This is a genomic window from Thalassospira sp. CH_XMU1448-2, assembly GCF_037027285.1.
GTDB classification, from domain to species: Bacteria; Pseudomonadota; Alphaproteobacteria; order Rhodospirillales; family Thalassospiraceae; genus Thalassospira; species Thalassospira profundimaris_C.
In genome coordinates this window covers 78,902-95,758 of the sequence record NZ_JAYMEA010000004.1, presented here as the reverse complement: position 1 = coordinate 95,758, position 16,857 = coordinate 78,902, and the positions used below count along the sequence as shown (strand labels likewise).

At 53.8% G+C, this 16,857-nt stretch carries 15 protein-coding genes; 4 read left to right on the top strand and 11 right to left on the bottom strand.

All coding sequences use genetic code 11. The features are described 5' to 3' along the window. Positions 1 to 5: 5 nt before the first annotated feature. Together WA318_RS15535 and WA318_RS15530 are read right to left on the bottom strand one after the other, a co-directional pair. The gene (locus WA318_RS15535; RefSeq protein ID WP_336082553.1) at positions 6 to 449 is read right to left on the bottom strand and encodes a hypothetical protein; all 444 of its coding nucleotides are present in this window, start codon (positions 447 to 449) and stop codon (positions 6 to 8) included. A 146-nt stretch (positions 450 to 595) separates the two neighbouring features. Further along, a complete protein-coding gene (locus WA318_RS15530; RefSeq protein ID WP_336082551.1) occupies positions 596 to 1,099 on the bottom strand; it encodes an Hsp20/alpha crystallin family protein in 504 nt (167 codons plus the stop codon). Positions 1,100 to 1,406: 307 nt separating this feature from the next. Between WA318_RS15530 and WA318_RS15525 the strand changes: the two genes are divergently transcribed. Then, entirely contained in the window at positions 1,407 to 2,501 is a 1,095-nt protein-coding gene (locus WA318_RS15525) for an NADH:flavin oxidoreductase/NADH oxidase (RefSeq protein ID WP_336082549.1), read from the top strand. Positions 2,502 to 2,628: 127 nt separating this feature from the next. Here WA318_RS15525 and groL read toward each other — a convergent pair whose 3' ends face one another. From groL to WA318_RS15510, 3 genes are all read right to left on the bottom strand, one after another. Then, complete coding sequence (gene groL / locus WA318_RS15520; RefSeq protein WP_114098385.1) at positions 2,629 to 4,281, bottom strand: chaperonin GroEL; 1,653 nt, start codon at positions 4,279 to 4,281, stop codon at positions 2,629 to 2,631. 60 nt (positions 4,282 to 4,341) lie between these two features. After that, entirely contained in the window at positions 4,342 to 4,629 is a 288-nt protein-coding gene (gene groES, locus WA318_RS15515; RefSeq protein WP_181850257.1) for a co-chaperone GroES, read from the bottom strand. A 320-nt stretch (positions 4,630 to 4,949) separates the two neighbouring features. Then, complete coding sequence (locus WA318_RS15510) at positions 4,950 to 6,425, bottom strand: hypothetical protein (RefSeq protein WP_336082545.1); 1,476 nt, start codon at positions 6,423 to 6,425, stop codon at positions 4,950 to 4,952. A gap of 101 nt (positions 6,426 to 6,526) precedes the next feature. On the opposite strand from WA318_RS15510, the gene rfbC reads away from it, so the two are divergent. Beyond that, positions 6,527 to 7,084, top strand: a complete 558-nt coding sequence (gene rfbC, locus WA318_RS15505) for a dTDP-4-dehydrorhamnose 3,5-epimerase (protein ID WP_336082543.1) — start codon at positions 6,527 to 6,529, stop codon at positions 7,082 to 7,084. Positions 7,085 to 7,089: 5 nt separating this feature from the next. Here the strand turns inward: rfbC and rfbA are convergent, their stop codons facing one another. The 5 genes from rfbA to glmU all read right to left on the bottom strand — a co-directional run bounded on the left by rfbA (position 7,090) and on the right by glmU (position 13,433). After that, complete coding sequence (gene rfbA / locus WA318_RS15500; protein ID WP_336082540.1) at positions 7,090 to 7,971, bottom strand: glucose-1-phosphate thymidylyltransferase RfbA; 882 nt, start codon at positions 7,969 to 7,971, stop codon at positions 7,090 to 7,092. Next, a complete protein-coding gene (rfbD, locus tag WA318_RS15495) occupies positions 7,964 to 8,875 on the bottom strand; it encodes a dTDP-4-dehydrorhamnose reductase (protein ID WP_336082538.1) in 912 nt (303 codons plus the stop codon). The genes rfbA and rfbD overlap by 8 nt, the downstream gene beginning before the upstream one ends. Beyond that, complete coding sequence (gene rfbB / locus WA318_RS15490) at positions 8,868 to 9,938, bottom strand: dTDP-glucose 4,6-dehydratase (RefSeq protein ID WP_336082536.1); 1,071 nt, start codon at positions 9,936 to 9,938, stop codon at positions 8,868 to 8,870. The genes rfbD and rfbB overlap by 8 nt, the downstream gene beginning before the upstream one ends. Positions 9,939 to 10,177: 239 nt before the next feature. Further along, entirely contained in the window at positions 10,178 to 12,001 is a 1,824-nt protein-coding gene (gene glmS / locus WA318_RS15485) for a glutamine--fructose-6-phosphate transaminase (isomerizing) (RefSeq protein ID WP_336082534.1), read from the bottom strand. 85 nt (positions 12,002 to 12,086) lie between these two features. After that, positions 12,087 to 13,433: a bifunctional UDP-N-acetylglucosamine diphosphorylase/glucosamine-1-phosphate N-acetyltransferase GlmU gene (gene glmU / locus WA318_RS15480; protein ID WP_336082532.1), complete on the bottom strand. Its 1,347-nt coding sequence runs from the start codon at positions 13,431 to 13,433 to the stop codon at positions 12,087 to 12,089. A gap of 253 nt (positions 13,434 to 13,686) precedes the next feature. On the opposite strand from glmU, the gene WA318_RS15475 reads away from it, so the two are divergent. Together WA318_RS15475 and WA318_RS15470 are read left to right on the top strand one after the other, a co-directional pair. Then, positions 13,687 to 14,373: an HAD family hydrolase gene (locus tag WA318_RS15475; RefSeq protein WP_336082530.1), complete on the top strand. Its 687-nt coding sequence runs from the start codon at positions 13,687 to 13,689 to the stop codon at positions 14,371 to 14,373. A 35-nt stretch (positions 14,374 to 14,408) separates the two neighbouring features. Further along, entirely contained in the window at positions 14,409 to 14,957 is a 549-nt protein-coding gene (locus WA318_RS15470) for a hypothetical protein (RefSeq protein WP_336082528.1), read from the top strand. A 71-nt stretch (positions 14,958 to 15,028) separates the two neighbouring features. On the opposite strand, the gene araD is transcribed toward WA318_RS15470, so the two are convergent. After that, positions 15,029 to 16,777: an L-arabinonate dehydratase gene (gene araD / locus WA318_RS15465; RefSeq protein WP_114098394.1), complete on the bottom strand. Its 1,749-nt coding sequence runs from the start codon at positions 16,775 to 16,777 to the stop codon at positions 15,029 to 15,031. Positions 16,778 to 16,857 lie beyond the last annotated feature (80 nt).

The window sequence follows — 16,857 nt, the reverse complement described above, 5'->3', positions numbered from 1 at the left end:
CGGCGTTAAGAAGCCACCAGCGCGCCGGATGCAAGCGTGTCTTCAAATCCTTCGACCGATTGCTCATAACCGCTATCGGTTGCGCCGGTGCCTTCAAGCTTCCCCGACAGTTCCTTGAGACTGGACAGAAGGGTCAGGTCACGCGCCTGCTGTTCTTCGGCCTTCTTGCGCAGATCGGTCTGACTGACAGCAGCCTGCCGTGCAATCCAGGCGGCATCATCCTTGGCAAGCTTTTTCGCGGTTGCCTCGCCGATGATGATCGCACCGGAAATCTCGCTTTGCGCAACTGAAACAGGCTTGCTGCTGGTTTCAACGGCCGAGCAGCTTTGTGCGACGCGCGTGGCAATGGCGCAAAGCTGTTCGGTTTGCGTTTCAGTTCGAAAGGACGCGATATCGGCCTTGTATGCGGCTGCATAATCATTGGCCAAATCGCCAAGCGTACTGCTCATCGGGCTTTCTCCTCTGATAATCCGGATGCACCAGAAGACGGGGAGCCTCATCGCATGTGAGCAGCCAGACAAAAAAAGACGGGCGGCAAGTACCGCCCGTCAGGCAAGACAGGGAAAGCTTCTCAGGGAGGAGAGACAAACAAGTCCTAGCCGTTCACAGCAATCTTGCGCGGCTCGGGCTTTTGTTCTGCTACTTTGGGGAGAGTAAGTACCAGAACACCATTCTTGAACGACGCCGTGATGTTATCGACATCAATGGTATCATTCAGACGGAATGACCGTTTGAAGCTGCCAAAGCTGCGTTCAACAACGCGGGCACCCTCGTTGGTTTCACGGGTGGATTTCTTTTCACCGGTGATGGTCAGAACACCGTCGAGAACCGACACATCCACATCATCCTGCTCAACGCCGGGAAGTTCGGCAGACAGTTCGATATGATCTTCGGCTTCGTGAACATCGATACGCGGGCTCAAGAGAGTTTGAGCTGCTTCCTGACCATCTGCAACCGCCTTTGATGCAGTTGCACGATCACCAAAGATCGAGCCAATCATACGATCGAAATCACGGGAAAGAAGCGAGAAAGGATCACCATAGGTCGGTGCAGTTGCAAGACGACGTGCGGATCCATTAAGAGTCTGAAGACCAGTCATTAGTACCCTCCATTACAGACGAGTATTCTTGCGCCATCAGTCCAGACTAGGCTGCAACCTTGACGCGTATCAGGGCACCATGCCCCTTTGCAAACTTGAGATAGAGCACAGGATTTTTTCCGCAAGTGGCGTCATGCATTTTTTTTTGCTTTTTTTGCATTCCGCCGACCTGAATGGCCAATAACACATTATCCGGACGAACTTTTTTCGAAAAATCAAATCAGAGACTGGCACTCATCCCCTGACCGGATTAGCTTCTTCTCATTGTTTGTCGGCTTATGGCCGACCTCCTTAACAAGGAAGATCCATGAGTACCCTTTTCTCACCATTGTCACTGGGCAAGCTTGCCCTGGACAACCGCGTCATCATTGCGCCGATGTGCCAGTATTCAGCTGAAAACGGCAAAACCTCGGACTGGCATCCGATGCATCTGGGCAACCTTGCCCAGTCGGGCGCTGGACTTTTGATTATCGAAGCAACTGCCGTCGAACCCGAAGGTCGCATCACCTATGGCGATGTAGGTCTGTGGGATGACGAAACCGAAGCGTCCCTTGCCAGAACCATTTCTGCGGTACGCAGCCACTCTGACATGCCAGTCGCCGTTCAACTGGCCCATGCCGGACGCAAGGCATCGTGCGAGAAACCCTGGCTGGGTGGGCATGCACTGTCTCCGGATCATGCCAATGGCTGGCAAGTTTGCGCACCGTCGGCTGTTCCGTTCCGCGAGGGCGACCCGATCCCCGAAGCCCTTTCAAAGTCGCGCATTTCCGAAATCGTGCAGGCCTTTGTCGAAAGTGCAAAACGTTCGATCCGCATCGGTTTTGATGCCATCGAAATCCACGCTGCCCATGGCTATTTGCTCCATCAGTTCCTGTCCCCTCATTCGAACAAGCGTGACGATGAATATGGCGGATCGTTTGAAAACCGCGTGCGCATCGTTCTTGAGATTTATGACGCCATCCGCGCAGAAGTCGGCACCGACTACCCGCTGGGTATCCGTATTTCGGCCACCGACTGGGTTGATGACGGCTGGGACATTGATCAAAGCGTTGAACTTGCCAAACTGCTTCATGCACGCGGTTGCGATTTCATTGATGTTTCGTCCGGCGGCCTGCACATTGATCAGAAAATCCCGCTTGGCCCGAACTATCAGGTTCCGTTTGCAGCCCGTATCAAGGCAGAAACCGGCATGACCACCATTGCGGTTGGCCTGATCACCGAGGCCGAACAGGCAGAAGCCATCACCTTTACCGGTCAGGCCGATGCCATCGCCCTTGCGCGCGGCATCCTTTATGACCCGCGCTGGCCCTGGCACGCAGCAGCAACCCTTGGGGCCGAAGTCAAAGCTGCCCCGCAATATCTGCGCTGTCAGCCGCGCAGCCTTAAAAAGCTGTTTGGCTGATCTGAACCACCAAAAGCCCGGCACAACAATGTGCCGGGCTTTTTTTATTTCTCTGACCTGCACGCAAAAAGGGCCCCGCAATTGCGGAGCCCTTCCTGTAGTGCAAAGGTCGGTTGGTTGGTAAGGCTTAGAAGCCCATGCCACCCATGCCGCCCATACCACCCATGCCACCCATGTCAGGTGCGCCAGCCGGTTTGTCTTCGGCTTTCTCGGCGATCATGCATTCGGTGGTGATCAGCAGACCAGCGACCGAAGCTGCGTCCTGCAGGGCAGTACGAACAACTTTGGCCGGGTCGATGATGCCAGCTTTGATCAGGTTGGTGTATTCGCCCTTCTGAGCGTCATAACCGAACTCGATGTCGTCCTGCTCAAGCAGTTTGCCAGCAACAACCGCGCCGTCTACGCCAGCGTTGGTTGCGATCTGACGAACCGGTGCCTGAAGGGCACGGCGAACGATGTCAACACCGATGGTCTGGTCATGGTTTTCACCTTCGAGACCGTCAAGCGCACGGACAGAGTACAGAAGAGCCGTACCGCCACCAGCAACGATGCCTTCTTCGACAGCAGCGCGGGTCGCGTGCAGAGCATCGTCAACACGGTCTTTGCGTTCTTTAACTTCGATTTCCGAAGCGCCACCGATCTTGATCACTGCAACACCGCCTGCGAGTTTCGCGAGACGTTCCTGCAGTTTTTCACGATCGTAATCAGAGGTGGTTTCTTCGATCTGAGCGCGGATCTGGGCAACACGGCCTTCGATCTGTGCTTTCTCGCCAGCGCCATCAATGATGGTGGTTTCTTCTTTGGTGATGGTAACCGATTTCGCGGTACCGAGCATGTCAAGCGTAACGCTTTCAAGCTTGATGCCGAGATCTTCGGAAACAACCTGACCACCGGTAAGGATCGCGATGTCTTCGAGCATTGCTTTACGACGGTCGCCGAAGCCCGGTGCTTTGACAGCAGCGATTTTCAGACCACCGCGCAGCTTGTTGACAACCAGGGTTGCCAGAGCTTCGCCTTCGATGTCTTCAGCAATAATCAGAAGCGGCTTGCCGGTCTGAACAACAGCTTCGAGCAGCGGAAGAACCGGCTGCAGCGAGGAGATTTTCTTGTCGAAGAGCAGGATGTACGGAGCATCCATTTCTGCAACCATTTTCTCCGGGTTGGTTACGAAGTACGGAGACAGGTAACCACGGTCGAACTGCATGCCTTCGACAACGTCGAGTTCGGTGTGCAGGCCTTTTGCTTCTTCAACGGTGATAACGCCTTCGTTGCCAACTTTTTCCATGGCTTCAGCGATCATGTCGCCGACTTCACGGTCACCGTTAGCAGAGATGTTACCAACCTGGGCGATCTCATCGCGACCAGCAACTTTACGTGCACGGCCCTGGATGGATTCGATGACCTTGGAGGTCGCGAGGTCGATACCGCGCTTCAGGTCCATCGGGTTCATGCCGGCAGCAACAGCCTTGTTGCCTTCACGAACGATTGCCTGTGCCAGAACGGTTGCGGTGGTGGTGCCGTCACCAGCCAGATCGGCGGTTTTCGACGCAACTTCGCGAACCATCTGTGCGCCCATGTTTTCGAACTTGTCAGAAAGTTCGATTTCCTTGGCGACAGAAACACCGTCCTTGGTTACGCGCGGAGCGCCAAAGGACTTCTCGATAACAACGTTACGACCTTTCGGGCCGAGGGTCACCTTGACAGCATCTGCCAGGATGTCGACACCGCGCAGCATCTTGGCGCGTGCATCGGTGGAGAATTTTACTTCTTTAGCAGCCATAATATTCTTTCCTCTCTATGAGACGGATGAACGTGGACTTAAGTCACCCAAAGGGCTGACTTATTCCATGATGCCCATGATGTCGGATTCTTTCATGATCAGCAGCTCTTCGCCGTCGACCTTGACTTCGGTACCCGACCATTTGCCGAACAGGACTTTGTCACCTGCCTTGACGTCGAGGGCTACGACCGAGCCATCTTCTTTGCGAACGCCAGAACCAACAGCGACAACTTCGCCTTCCTGCGGTTTTTCTTTGGCGGTATCCGGAATAATGATGCCACCGGCAGTTTTGGTGTCGGACTCGACACGACGTACCAGTACTCGATCATGCAGCGGACGGAACTTCATTTTAGACAACTCCGTGTTAAAGCTAAGGCTCGTTAATAACTAAGACTAACCGGGATGAGCCCGTATTAGCACTCACCCCCGGCGAGTGCTAACAGCATTTATTGGAGTGCCTGTTTAAAGTCAATAGGAAGATGTAAAAAGACGCAGAAATGTCACGATTTTTACGCATTTCCGGTGATTCAAACCGAACAAAAAACCGTCTTCCACGAAGGGCTGCTGATCACACCATTTTCTATCAACCCGCACAACCCTGCCGTACAAAAATATTTCGCTGCGAACCGACCCACATGTCCTTGCAATTACAAGATCGCAACATTCAGTCAGCGAAGTTCGAAATAGCGCTCATATAATGCTGGCTCATCAAAATGTCGGCGTCCGACAAAGGCGGTTGCATGATGGCCCCACTGGCGCATTGCGCCGGGCCGGTCCACCCCCATTGGCCACAGGATGAAACGTTCCATTCTTTCGGTGCCCGGGACGAAACCGTCTTCATCATAAAGGCTTTCATATCCGCTGCCATCTTTGAGCGGAATGCTCACAAGTGATTGCTCTGGCTGCATTGATGCCTTTATGGGCGCCAGGGTCTTCACGTCTGAATTTTCCGGAGTCACGGCCAAAAGATAGTGACTGATCGCATCAACCCACAGCACCGGACGGGCAAGGGTCGCCGACGGTACAGCACCGGCCGGGCTTTCAGCCGTCTCGCGAATATCACCATCTTCGGGTGCCACAATTCGCTGCAATGACGATGTCGGGAAGAACATATGATAGCAGCCACACCCATGAATGCTGTCCGCAATCAGAGGATGCCCTTCTCCATCAAGGGTGACGCGCCAGATCAATGCATCAAGATGCCCGGCGAGAATATCAAACATTCCCTGTGCCGGTCGCTCTGGGAACCAGACCGAATAGATGATTTGCGGACGCCATTGGTTATTAAACCAGGTATGGCTGAGTCGGTAATAGATTGCAGGGCGATCAAGATCGACAATCGACAAGCCCTCACGCGATGGCAGGGCCGGTGTACCGATACGATCACTGCTTGTCAGCGTGCGTATCCGAAATTCTGGCGCATAGCGTTCGGCAAGCGATTTGAGCTCGGCGTGCGTTGGCATGATCCGGCCAAAGGCATCTTTTTCAATTGCTTTGATCGCGATGGCGTCTTGCCCTGCATCTCCCTGCCCGTCTGCACGATAGCGCTGCCAGGGACCAGAAGCCTGCAAGGCCTCTTCGGACAGATCAAAGCTTGCAAAATTATCACGCTTCCAGCTTTCATAGCCCAAATGCGCGGCAAAGGCTGTTAACGGATAAAACCCGGCAATGCGTTGAAAATCGAGATAGTCATCAGGCACGAAAACCGCCTTGGACAACGACGCGTAATCACCGATGGTCAGTCCCGCAGCCATTTGACTCGCACAGTTTTCGACTTCTGTCAGAGACAGTTCCGCAGCAACAGGAAGATTGCGCAGCTCGTCTGCCCGCGCGTCACGATCAAGTGCGCGCATCTGCGCCACCCAGTCGGCAAACAACGGCTCACCCCGAGCGCCTTGCGCTATGGCGGTCCCGACCTGCTTGCCCATCAGCACCGAATTTCGGTTGGCCCGCAGAAACCGGTATCCGGCAACAGGTGCCGCACCGACATTTCTTTTCCCCTGATCGGCAATCAACGCATCGAACTCGCCGAGCTGCTGTGAACAACTTGGTGATGAGACCACAGAAACGCCACTTTGATGGCTACTACATGCTGAAAGAAAACCAGCAAGAAGCACCGGGACATAGCGCAAACGAAATTGCATCGACTGCCCTTTCATATCCGGACAAAACGCGAGCGGCTGGACCAGCAACACCTTTGAGCCAACCTTCATCTGACGACAAAACACAGCATAGGGTCGAAACATTGCAGATTGAAACACTTGATATCACCGACATTAAGTTGCTCTTTCCGCGAAAGTTTGGTGACGAACGGGGTTTCTTCTCCGAAACTTACAGTCAGTCACGCTTTAACCAAGCAGGCATTTCAGTCGAATTTGTTCAGGACAATCATTCACTTTCGCGCGAAGCCGGGGTTTTACGCGGCCTTCATTACCAATGCCCGCCCTTTGCCCAGGACAAACTCGTCCGCGTTGTTCATGGTCGCATCCTTGATATCGCCGTCGATATTCGCAAAAATTCGCCGACCTTTGGCAAATGGGTTTCTGCTGAACTCAGCGCTGATGACTGGAACCAGATCTTTGTTCCCAAGGGATTTGCCCACGGTTTCGCAACGCTCGAAGCTGATACAGAAGTCATTTACAAGGTGTCTGCTCCTTACGCGCCTGAAAGCGAACGGGCAATCATGTGGAACGACCCCGACATCGGTATTTCCTGGCCGTTCGGTACTGATGACGTGACCCTGTCTGCCAAGGATGCGGCGGCAATGAGCTTTGCCGATTACTGTAAAGACCCGGATTTCTGATATCCCTACATCTGATCGTAGGTTTTCAACACAGTTTGCAAATAGGTCTTGTAGGAGCTCGCACTATATTGCGCGGTCAGCTCCTCAAACTGATTGAGTGAAATCAGACCATTGCGCAACGCGATTTCTTCCGGGCAAGCGATCTTGAGACTTTGACGATTTTCAACGGTCCGAACGAAATTCGCAGCATCAAGCATCGCCCCGTGCGTCCCGGTATCAAGCCATGCATATCCGCGCCCCATTTTCTCGACCCGCAATGCACCACGTTCGAGATAGGCCTTGTTAACATCGGTGATTTCAAGTTCACCACGCGCCGATGGCTTTATGGATCGGGCAATATCAATGACATTGCGGTCGTAGAAATACAGCCCTGTCACTGCATAGTTGGATTTCGGCACAGTCGGTTTTTCTTCGATATCAAGGGCGATACCATTGCGATCAAACTCGACCACGCCATAGCGTTCCGGGTCATGGACAAAATAGGCAAACACGGTCGCCCCCTCTTGGTGCTGCATGGCATTTGCCAGCAACTCTGTCAGGCCATGACCAAAATAGATGTTATCGCCAAGTATCAGACAACAGGTATCGTCACCGATGAAATCCGCACCAACAATAAATGCATCGGCCAGACCGCGTGGTTCCGTCTGCACCGCATAATCCAGACGAATCCCCCACTGGCTGCCATCGCCCAACAATTCCCGAAACAGGGGAACATCATTTGGCGTACTGATCACAAGAATCTCCGTGATCCCCGCAAGCATCAATGTTGTAAGCGGGTAATAGATCATCGGCTTGTCATAGACAGGCTGCAATTGCTTTGACACGACCAGTGTCGAAGGATGAAGCCGCGATCCGGTGCCCCCGGCCAGAATGATCCCCTTACGCATGGCGGTCATCCTTCTCAAGAACGGCCAGTACGCGTCCGAGGCTTTCCGTCAAAGAAGGAAAATCGACACAAAAGTCTTCCCTGATCTTCCGGTTTGACAAGACGGAATAGGCCGGTCGCCTGACCGCACTCGGAAACTGATCCGAGCGAACGGGTGTGATTTGGCAATCCGCCCCCGACCAGCCAGGTCCGAACACGTCTGCGCCAAGAACCTGAATGCGACGGGCAAAAGCGCACCAATTTACCGGTTCATTCGCAACCACATGATAGGTGCCAAATCCCCGAAACCCGTCAGTCACGATGACCGGCAAAACCTGCAAGACAATGCGCGCCAAATCCAGTGCGCTTGTCGGGCATCCGATCTGGTCGTCAACGACTTTGATTTCATCGGTCTCGGCCAAAAGGCGGCACATCGTTTTGACGAAATTCTTGCCAAACGGGCTATAGAGCCATGAGGTTCTGAAAATCAGATGTCTCGGGTTCAGGTCACGAACCGCTTGCTCTCCGGCAAGTTTTGTTTGCCCATATATGCCCAGCGGAGCAACGCGATCCGTCTCGACATAAGGTCTTCTGGCATTTCCATCAAAGACATAATCCGTCGAAAAATGAATGAACGGAATTGCATGCTTTGCAGTCTGTTCGGACATTACTTTCACTGCCGTCGCATTGATTGCAAGTGCACGATCAGGTTCGCTTTCGGCAAGATCAACTGCCGTATAGGCAGCTGTGTTGATGACAATATCCGGACGTATTTTGTCGACAACTGCGGCAATGTCCGATGGATATTCAAGATCGCAGCAACTGCGCCCGATGAAATTCAACTCAACATCTGAGAAGCTGCTTTCCTCTTGCGCGAGACATCCGGCCAACTGGCTATTCTGTCCAAAAACAAGCGCCCTAATCATTGCGCTTCTCCGTCCCAAGTCCGGATCGTGCAATCGCATTCTGCTTTTTCAGAAGAGGTTCCCACCAGGATTGATGATCGACATACCACTGCACTGTCTGGCGCACCCCGGTGTCAAAACTGTATTTCGGGCTCCAGCCCAGTTCATCGCGCATTTTGGTCGCATCAATTGCATAGCGCCAATCATGCCCCGGTCTGTCTTCAACAAACTCAAGAACATCCTCGAACCGGCCGCTCTGATCACCTCGTTTAAGCTGCCTTACCGTCTCAAAAACCGCCCGGACAAGGTCGATATTTCTGACCTCGTTGCCTCCGCCAACATTGTATTTTTCACCAACCTTTCCACGTGTGAGGATGGCGAATAAAGCTTCTGCATGGTCATCAACATGCAACCAGTCGCGTGTGTTCATACCGGTGCCATAGACGGGCAGTTTACCGCCCTGCAATGCCTTGATTGTCATCAGCGGAATGAGTTTTTCCGGAAACTGGTATGGGCCGTAATTGTTCGAACAATTACTAATCAGAACCGGCAATCCATACGTCTGATGCCAGGCACGCGCCAAGTGATCAGAACTCGCCTTGCTTGCGGAATAAGGAGAGTTTGGCGCATAGGCGGTTTGTTCGGTGAAGTAACCGTCATCACCCAGTGAACCGTAAACTTCATCTGTAGATATGTGATGGAATCGGAACGCGCTTTGCCCGGCGGGCGTCAATGTATCAAAATAGGTCCGCGCCACTTCGAGCAAGGTAAAGGTGCCAACGATATTGGTCTGCACAAACGCAGCTGGACCATCAATCGAACGATCAACATGACTTTCTGCAGCAAGATGCATGACAGCTGTTGGTTTGAAATCCGCAAACAGCTTTTCGACGACGTCTCTGTTGCAAATATCTTCCTGACAAAATCGATAGTTTCTCTGTCCGGACACACTTTCAAGCGCACGAAGGTCAGCCGCGTAGGTCAGCTTGTCGATATTGAGAATTTCACAGTCATCCCGACCGGCCAGAAGCCGACAAACTGCCGAACCGATGAAACCGGCACCGCCTGTTACAATAATTCTCATCGTGAACTCTTTGTCTGCAAGCTGCGTGTAATTCAGTGCAAGGCACTGCAATCATTCATGGAAAACTTGCGAACTGTATTGGCGGTTCAATCCGTCAATTTAATGGCGCGTTCCAACGCATTCATGCCACTTTTCATGCCCGGCGTTGCTGCGACCAGCGTACACACATGAGAGCCGCTCAATAAAAAAGCCGGATGCAAAGGCATCCGGCTTGATGGTGTCTGATATGAAAAGTGGGCTTATTCGACCGTTACCGACTTTGCAAGATTGCGCGGCTGATCAACGTCGGTGCCCTTATGGACTGCAACGTGATAGGCCAGCATCTGAACCGGGATGGTATAAAGGATCGGTGCGACGAAATCGGCAACCTTGGGCAGTTCCACCGTTGCAGATGCCATATCACCAAGTTTCGAAAGCCCCGGCGCGTCCGAGATAAAGATCACGCGCCCACCTCGTGCGGCGGCTTCCTGCATGTTTGAGGCGGTTTTTTCAAACAGCTCGTCAGACGGCGCAATGACAATGATCGGAACCGACTGGTCAATCAGGGCGATCGGACCATGCTTCATCTCGCCCGCAGCGTACCCTTCGGCGTGGATATAGGAAATTTCCTTGAGCTTGAGCGCCCCTTCCATCGCAATCGGATAGCCAAGCCCGCGCCCGAGATACAAAACATCGCGCGCATCGGCAATATCAAGCGCCAGTTTCTTGAGCGCCTCGTCATGATGCAGGACTTCGGCCGCGTGTTTTGGCACTTCGGTCAGGGCATTGACGATGGCAGCTTCCTCGTCCTTGGCAAGGGTGCCGTTTTCGCGCCCGATGGTCACTGCAAGGCAGGCCAGAACTGTGAGCTGCGTGGTAAATGCCTTGGTCGATGCAACGCCGATTTCCGGACCGGCATAAGTCAGAAGCACCACGTCACTTTCACGGGCAATCGTGCTTTCCGGCACATTGACGATCGAGACGATCTTCTGGCCTTTGGACTTCGCATACCGAAGGGCTGCAAGGGTATCGAGCGTTTCACCAGATTGCGAAATGAACAGTGCCACACCGCCTTTGGGTAGCGGCGGACAGCGATAGCGGAACTCGGATGCAACATCGACATCGACGCCCAGACCGGCATAACGTTCGATCCAGTGCTTTGCCACCAGACCGGCATAGAAAGACGTGCCGCAGGCAACAATCGTCAGGCGGGTCGCATCGGCAAACGAAAACGGCATATCAGGCAGTTTGATGGTCTGGGTCGCCGGGTTGATGAACGCGTGCAGGGTGTCGCCGATCACCGCAGGCTGCTCGAAGATTTCCTTCTGCATGAAGTGATTGTAATTGCCCTTGCCCATCATCGCGCCAGAAACGGCCGACAGTTTGGTTTCGCGGGTCACATCAACATCATTTTCATCGCGAACCTGAACAGAATCACGGGTCATCTCGACCCAGTCACCTTCTTCGAGGTAAATCAGCTTGTTGGTAAGATGCGAAAGCGCCATGGCGTCCGAGCCAAGATACATCTCCCCCTCACCGAGCCCGACAGCAAGCGGAGTACCTCGACGCGCGCCAAAGATCACATCGTGATGACCCGCGATCATGATCACCAGCGCAAAGGCGCCTTCGATCCGGTGCAGGGTGGCAGCAACGGCGTCACGCGGTGACTTGCCCTGATCGAGGAAATCGGACACCAGATGAACAACCACCTCGGTATCGGTATCGGTGGCAAAGACGCGTCCTTTGGCAGAGAGCTCTGCCTTGATTTCCTGATAGTTCTCAATGATGCCGTTATGAACGACAGCAACCTTGCCATCGGTATGCGGATGGGCGTTGTTCTCCGTCGGAACGCCATGGGTCGCCCAACGGGTGTGACCGATCCCGACGTCGCCTGCAAGCGGGCTTTGTTCCAGACGGTTGGCAAGATTGATCAGTTTGCCCTCGGCACGACGGCGTTCGATATCGCCATTAACCAGCGTTGCGATCCCGGCACTGTCATAGCCACGATATTCAAGGCGCTTGAGCCCCTCAAGAATACGCTCGCTAACAATGTCACTGCCGATAATCCCGATGATACCGCACATATTCGTTTATTCCTGCTTCAAATCGCTTCAGTTTTGGTCGGACGTGCTCGTTCGTCACATGACCAGTTCGATATCGGAGTTACAGTTATTTCTTGCCGGTGAGCGCGTGCATTTTCTCGCGAAACTTTGCCGCCCATCCTGCTTTTTCAATGCGCTCTGCCCGGGTCAGTGTCAGGGCATCGGCTTCAACCTTTCCGGTAATCGTGCTCCCGGCACCGACAATCGCGCCATCACCAATTTCAACCGGCGCAACAAGCGCCGAATTTGATCCGATAAAGGCCCCCGCGCCGATATCGGTATGCTGCTTGCGATAGCCGTCATAGTTGCACGTGATCGTACCGGCACCGATATTGGCCTTTGCCCCGACGCGCGCATCACCGATATAGCTGAGGTGATTGACCTTGGCGCCATCTTCAACAATGGCTTTCTTGATCTCGACAAAATTGCCAACCCTGGCACCTGCGCCGATTTCGGCTCCCGGACGCAAACGGGCGTAAGGGCCGATATCGGCAGCCTCGCCAACGACACAGCTTTCAAGATGGCTGAACGCCTTGATCACGACGTTATCGCCAACCGTGACCCCCGGTCCGAAAACCACATTCGGTTCAACTATAACGTCTCGACCAAGTTTGGTATCGGCACACAGAAACACTGATGCCGGATCAATCAGGGTCGCGCCGTCTTCCATGGCAGCCTTGCGCAAACGATCCTGCATGATGGCTTCGGCAACGGCCAGCTGGGCACGGGAATTAACGCCAAGTGTTTCTTCCTCGTCGACTTCGATGGCAACACAGCTTTTGCCATCCGCGCGAGAAACTGCGACGGCATCGGTCAGATAGAATTCACCCTTGGCATTGGCATTATCAATCGCCTCAAGAGTGGTCAGCATATCTTCGGCGCGGAAACACATCACACCGGAATTGCAGAAGTTAAGTGCCCGCTGGGCCGCATCGCATTCCTTGGCTTCGACAATCGCCAGCAATTCACCAGATGCAGGATCCGTCACCAAGCGACCGTAACCGGCGGGATCATCCGGTCGGAAGCCAAGAACAGCAACCGCGTGATCGCCAGCTTCGCGGGCGGCCACCAGACGTTCAAGCGTCTCGGCGGTAAAAAGCGGGCTGTCGGCATAAAGAACAAGAACGTTGCCACTGAGCCCGGCCAAACCATCCTTGGCGGCAAGAACGGCATGGGCGGTTCCCAGACGATCGGTTTGCTCAAACGTGGGATGCGGGGAAACCGTTTCAATCAGTTTGGGCATATCGGGGCCAACGACGACCATTGTCTTGGCCGCACACAGCTTGGCTGCCGTATCAATGACATGATTGACCATCGGCTTGCCGGCAACCTTGTGCATGACTTTGGGCAATGCGCTTTTCATACGCGTGCCCATACCGGCAGCCAAAACGATAACACTTAGCTCAAGTGACATTTATCAATCCGCTTGCCGCATTTTTGATGCAGCATCCCCTGTTCCTGCTTCGCGCATGTCGGTTACAACAGCGCGGGTAATCTGATTTGCAGCAAGTCTTAGAACATATTCTTTTGCTGCAAAAGCCCATAAAGAATCACGTTTTGTTACCGCCTGTTAGCGGATGTTACCGTTTGTTAATGGCACAAACTCGGTTAAGTTCCTCTGAATCAGTCACCACACTCAAACCACCCCCTTACGGAGCCCCGCCCAAATGGCAAAATTCATCATGTTCGACCTCGACGGCACCCTGATTGACGGGGTCGAGGATTTGTTGGTTGCAATGAACGGATTGCTTGATGCGCACGGATTATCCGCCATCACTCGACATGATATCGAAGCCATGCTGGGTGATGGCACCTGGATGCTGACCAAACGCGCCTTTGCCAAACGCGATCAAACGCCGGACGATGCCACACTTGATGAACTTAATATCGACTTCAACAATCGTTATGTTGAAACCGATTATGCCTATACACGGCTTTACGAGAATGCGGAAAACGTGTTGCGCCAACTTAAAGCTGACGGCTGGACCATTGCGCTTGCATCAAACAAACCCGAAGGCCCCTGCAAGGCGATTTTGAACAAGCTTGGCATTGCCGAGCTGTTTACCGTGATTGCAGGCGGCAATTCATTCGAAGTCAAAAAACCCGATGGGCGCTTCCTGCATTTTGTCCTTGATCAGCTTGGGCACAAACCCGACAGCGATGATATCGCTATCATGGTTGGAGACCATGCAAATGACGTGAATTCGGCCCGTGATGCCAATGTCCATGCCATCGCCGTCGCCTTCGAAGTTGATGACACCCGCGCAAATTCCCTGGGTGCCGATGCCGTCGTCACGGCCTATGAAAATCTGCCCGAAGCCATCAAATCCATCACAGGACTTGAAGCGGTCTGAAACGCCCCAACATTAAACTTCTCGGAGCATTGCCCATGCACTCATTCCTGCGCGCCGGATGTTTTGGTCTGTTCACCTATGCGATGTTGGCATTTCCTTTGGCCGCATTTGCAAAGCAATCTGATCAGGGAAACCCGGCCAAGGGCGGACTTGTACTGGACGAGGCATCCAGTCGTCAGGGGGAAGTGCAGGATCAAACCGTCATTGTTCTGCATACCCCATACCAATGGGAACTCAGCACCAAACAGGGGAACCAAACCCTGTTTATCCGTGACTGGAACACTGGCGACGAAATTGCCGAGGACCTTGGTTGCTTCATGTGTGAAGGCGACGAAGATAATTGCAATCAGGACGGCATCTTTGTCCTCACCGAACCCGATGTCAGAGACACAACCGCCTTCTTGCTGGTCTGTCACAAAGGCGCGCATTCACAACGTGCCCGCCTGATTGCCCCGGCACAGCAATCAACACCCGTCATTGATGTGACCGGTGCCTATTTCGTGAGTTGGGAACTGGTCGACGGCAAACTCCTGATCACCCATGACGGTGACGCGCCCAACAACGTCATCTGGCCTTTGCCATAACCTAAAACAAAACCCGGTCGACCTTGTTGCCGACCGGGTTTTGATTACGGGTATGATTGAAACCCTGAATCCTAATGGCTGTCCTTCGGGATTTCCTTGCCGCGATGACCGACAAGGAAGTCAAAATCGGCCCCCTTGTCTGCGCCGATAACGCTCTTGTAATAGAGCGATGCATAACCACTGGCCGGAACCGGGACGGTGTTTTTCCAGTCCTTAAGGCGCTGCGCCAGTTCTTCGTCGCTGATATCAAGATGCAGGCGGCGATTGGGCACATCAAGCTCGATCATGTCACCGTTCCGAACCACAGCAAGCGGTCCACCTGCCGCGGCCTCTGGCGAGGTATGCAAGACCACGGTGCCATATGCCGTGCCGCTCATGCGCGCGTCTGAAATACGCACCATGTCGGTGATTCCCTTGCGGAGCACTTTGGGCGGCAGGCCCATATTGCCGACTTCTGCCATGCCCGGATAGCCTTTCGGACCGCAGTTCTTCAGAACCATGATGCAGGTTTCATCGATATCAAGGCTTTCGTCATAGATCTTGGCCTTGTAGTCGTCGATATCCTCAAATACCACCGCACGACCACGGTGGGTCAGCAGAGCCGGTGTTGCCGCCGAAGGCTTAAGAACCGCGCCGTTCGGAGCAAGATTGCCTTTGACCACCGCAATACCGCCACTTTCGGTCAAAGCTTTTTCGAACGGACGAATAACATCGTCATTCCAGTTCTGAACGTCCTTGACCTGATCCCACATGGTCTCGCCCGAAACCGTCAGCGCATCATTATGCAGCTTTCCGGCCTCGGCCAGTGCCTTGATCACCACAGGCAACCCACCGGCATAGAAGAATTCTTCCATCAGATATTTGCCAGACGGCTGAAGGTTGACAATGGTCGGAATATCACGGCCAAGGCGATCCCAGTCATCAAGGCTCAGGTCAATGCCAACACGTCCGGCAATCGCCAGCAAATGGATAACCGCATTGGTCGAACCGCCAATTGCACCATTGACGCGAATGGCGTTTTCAAATGCTTCCTTGGTCATGACGTCAGACGGTTTAAGGTCATCCTTGACCATCTGAACGATACGACGGCCGGTGATATGCGCCATCACGCGGCGACGGCTATCGACCGCCGGAATGGCCGCATTACCCGAAAGCGCCATCCCAAGGGCTTCGGCCATGCTGGCCATGGTTGATGCTGTGCCCATGGTGTTGCACGACCCGGGCGAACGCGACATGGCGATTTCGGCTTCAAGGAAATCCTCGGTGCTGATCTTGCCTGCCTTGCGGTCTTCGGAAAGTTGCCAGAGCGAGGTTCCCGAACCGATATCCTGACCGCGCCATTTGCCATTAAGCATCGGACCACCGGTAACCACGATTGCCGGGATATCGACACTGGCAGCGCCCATCAGAAGCGATGGCGTTGTCTTGTCACACCCCACCATCAGAACCACACCGTCAAGCGGGGTTCCGCGAAGGGCTTCTTCAACATCCATGGCGGCGAGGTTGCGGAACATCATTGCGGTCGGGCGAAGTGTGCTTTCGCCAGCCGAGAAGACCGGAAATTCAAGCGGCAGACCGCCTGCCTCGTAAATCCCGTGCTTGACCCGTTCGGCGAGATCGCGCAGATGGGCATTACACGGGGTCAGTTGCGACCATGTGTTGCAAATACCAATCACCGGACGGCCATCAAACAGATCCGAGGGCAGCCCCTGGTTCTTCATCCAGCTGCGATGATAGATATTGTCCTTGCTGGTTCCGCCGAACCAACCTTCTTGTGATCTTAAAACCCGCGGCCAGGGTGCCGGTTTGAACTTCGTCATGCCCGTTTTCCTTTTTGACTTATTATCGAGACGGGTCCGGAAATGTACGACCCCAAAGACCGCACAGGGGACTGTGAACG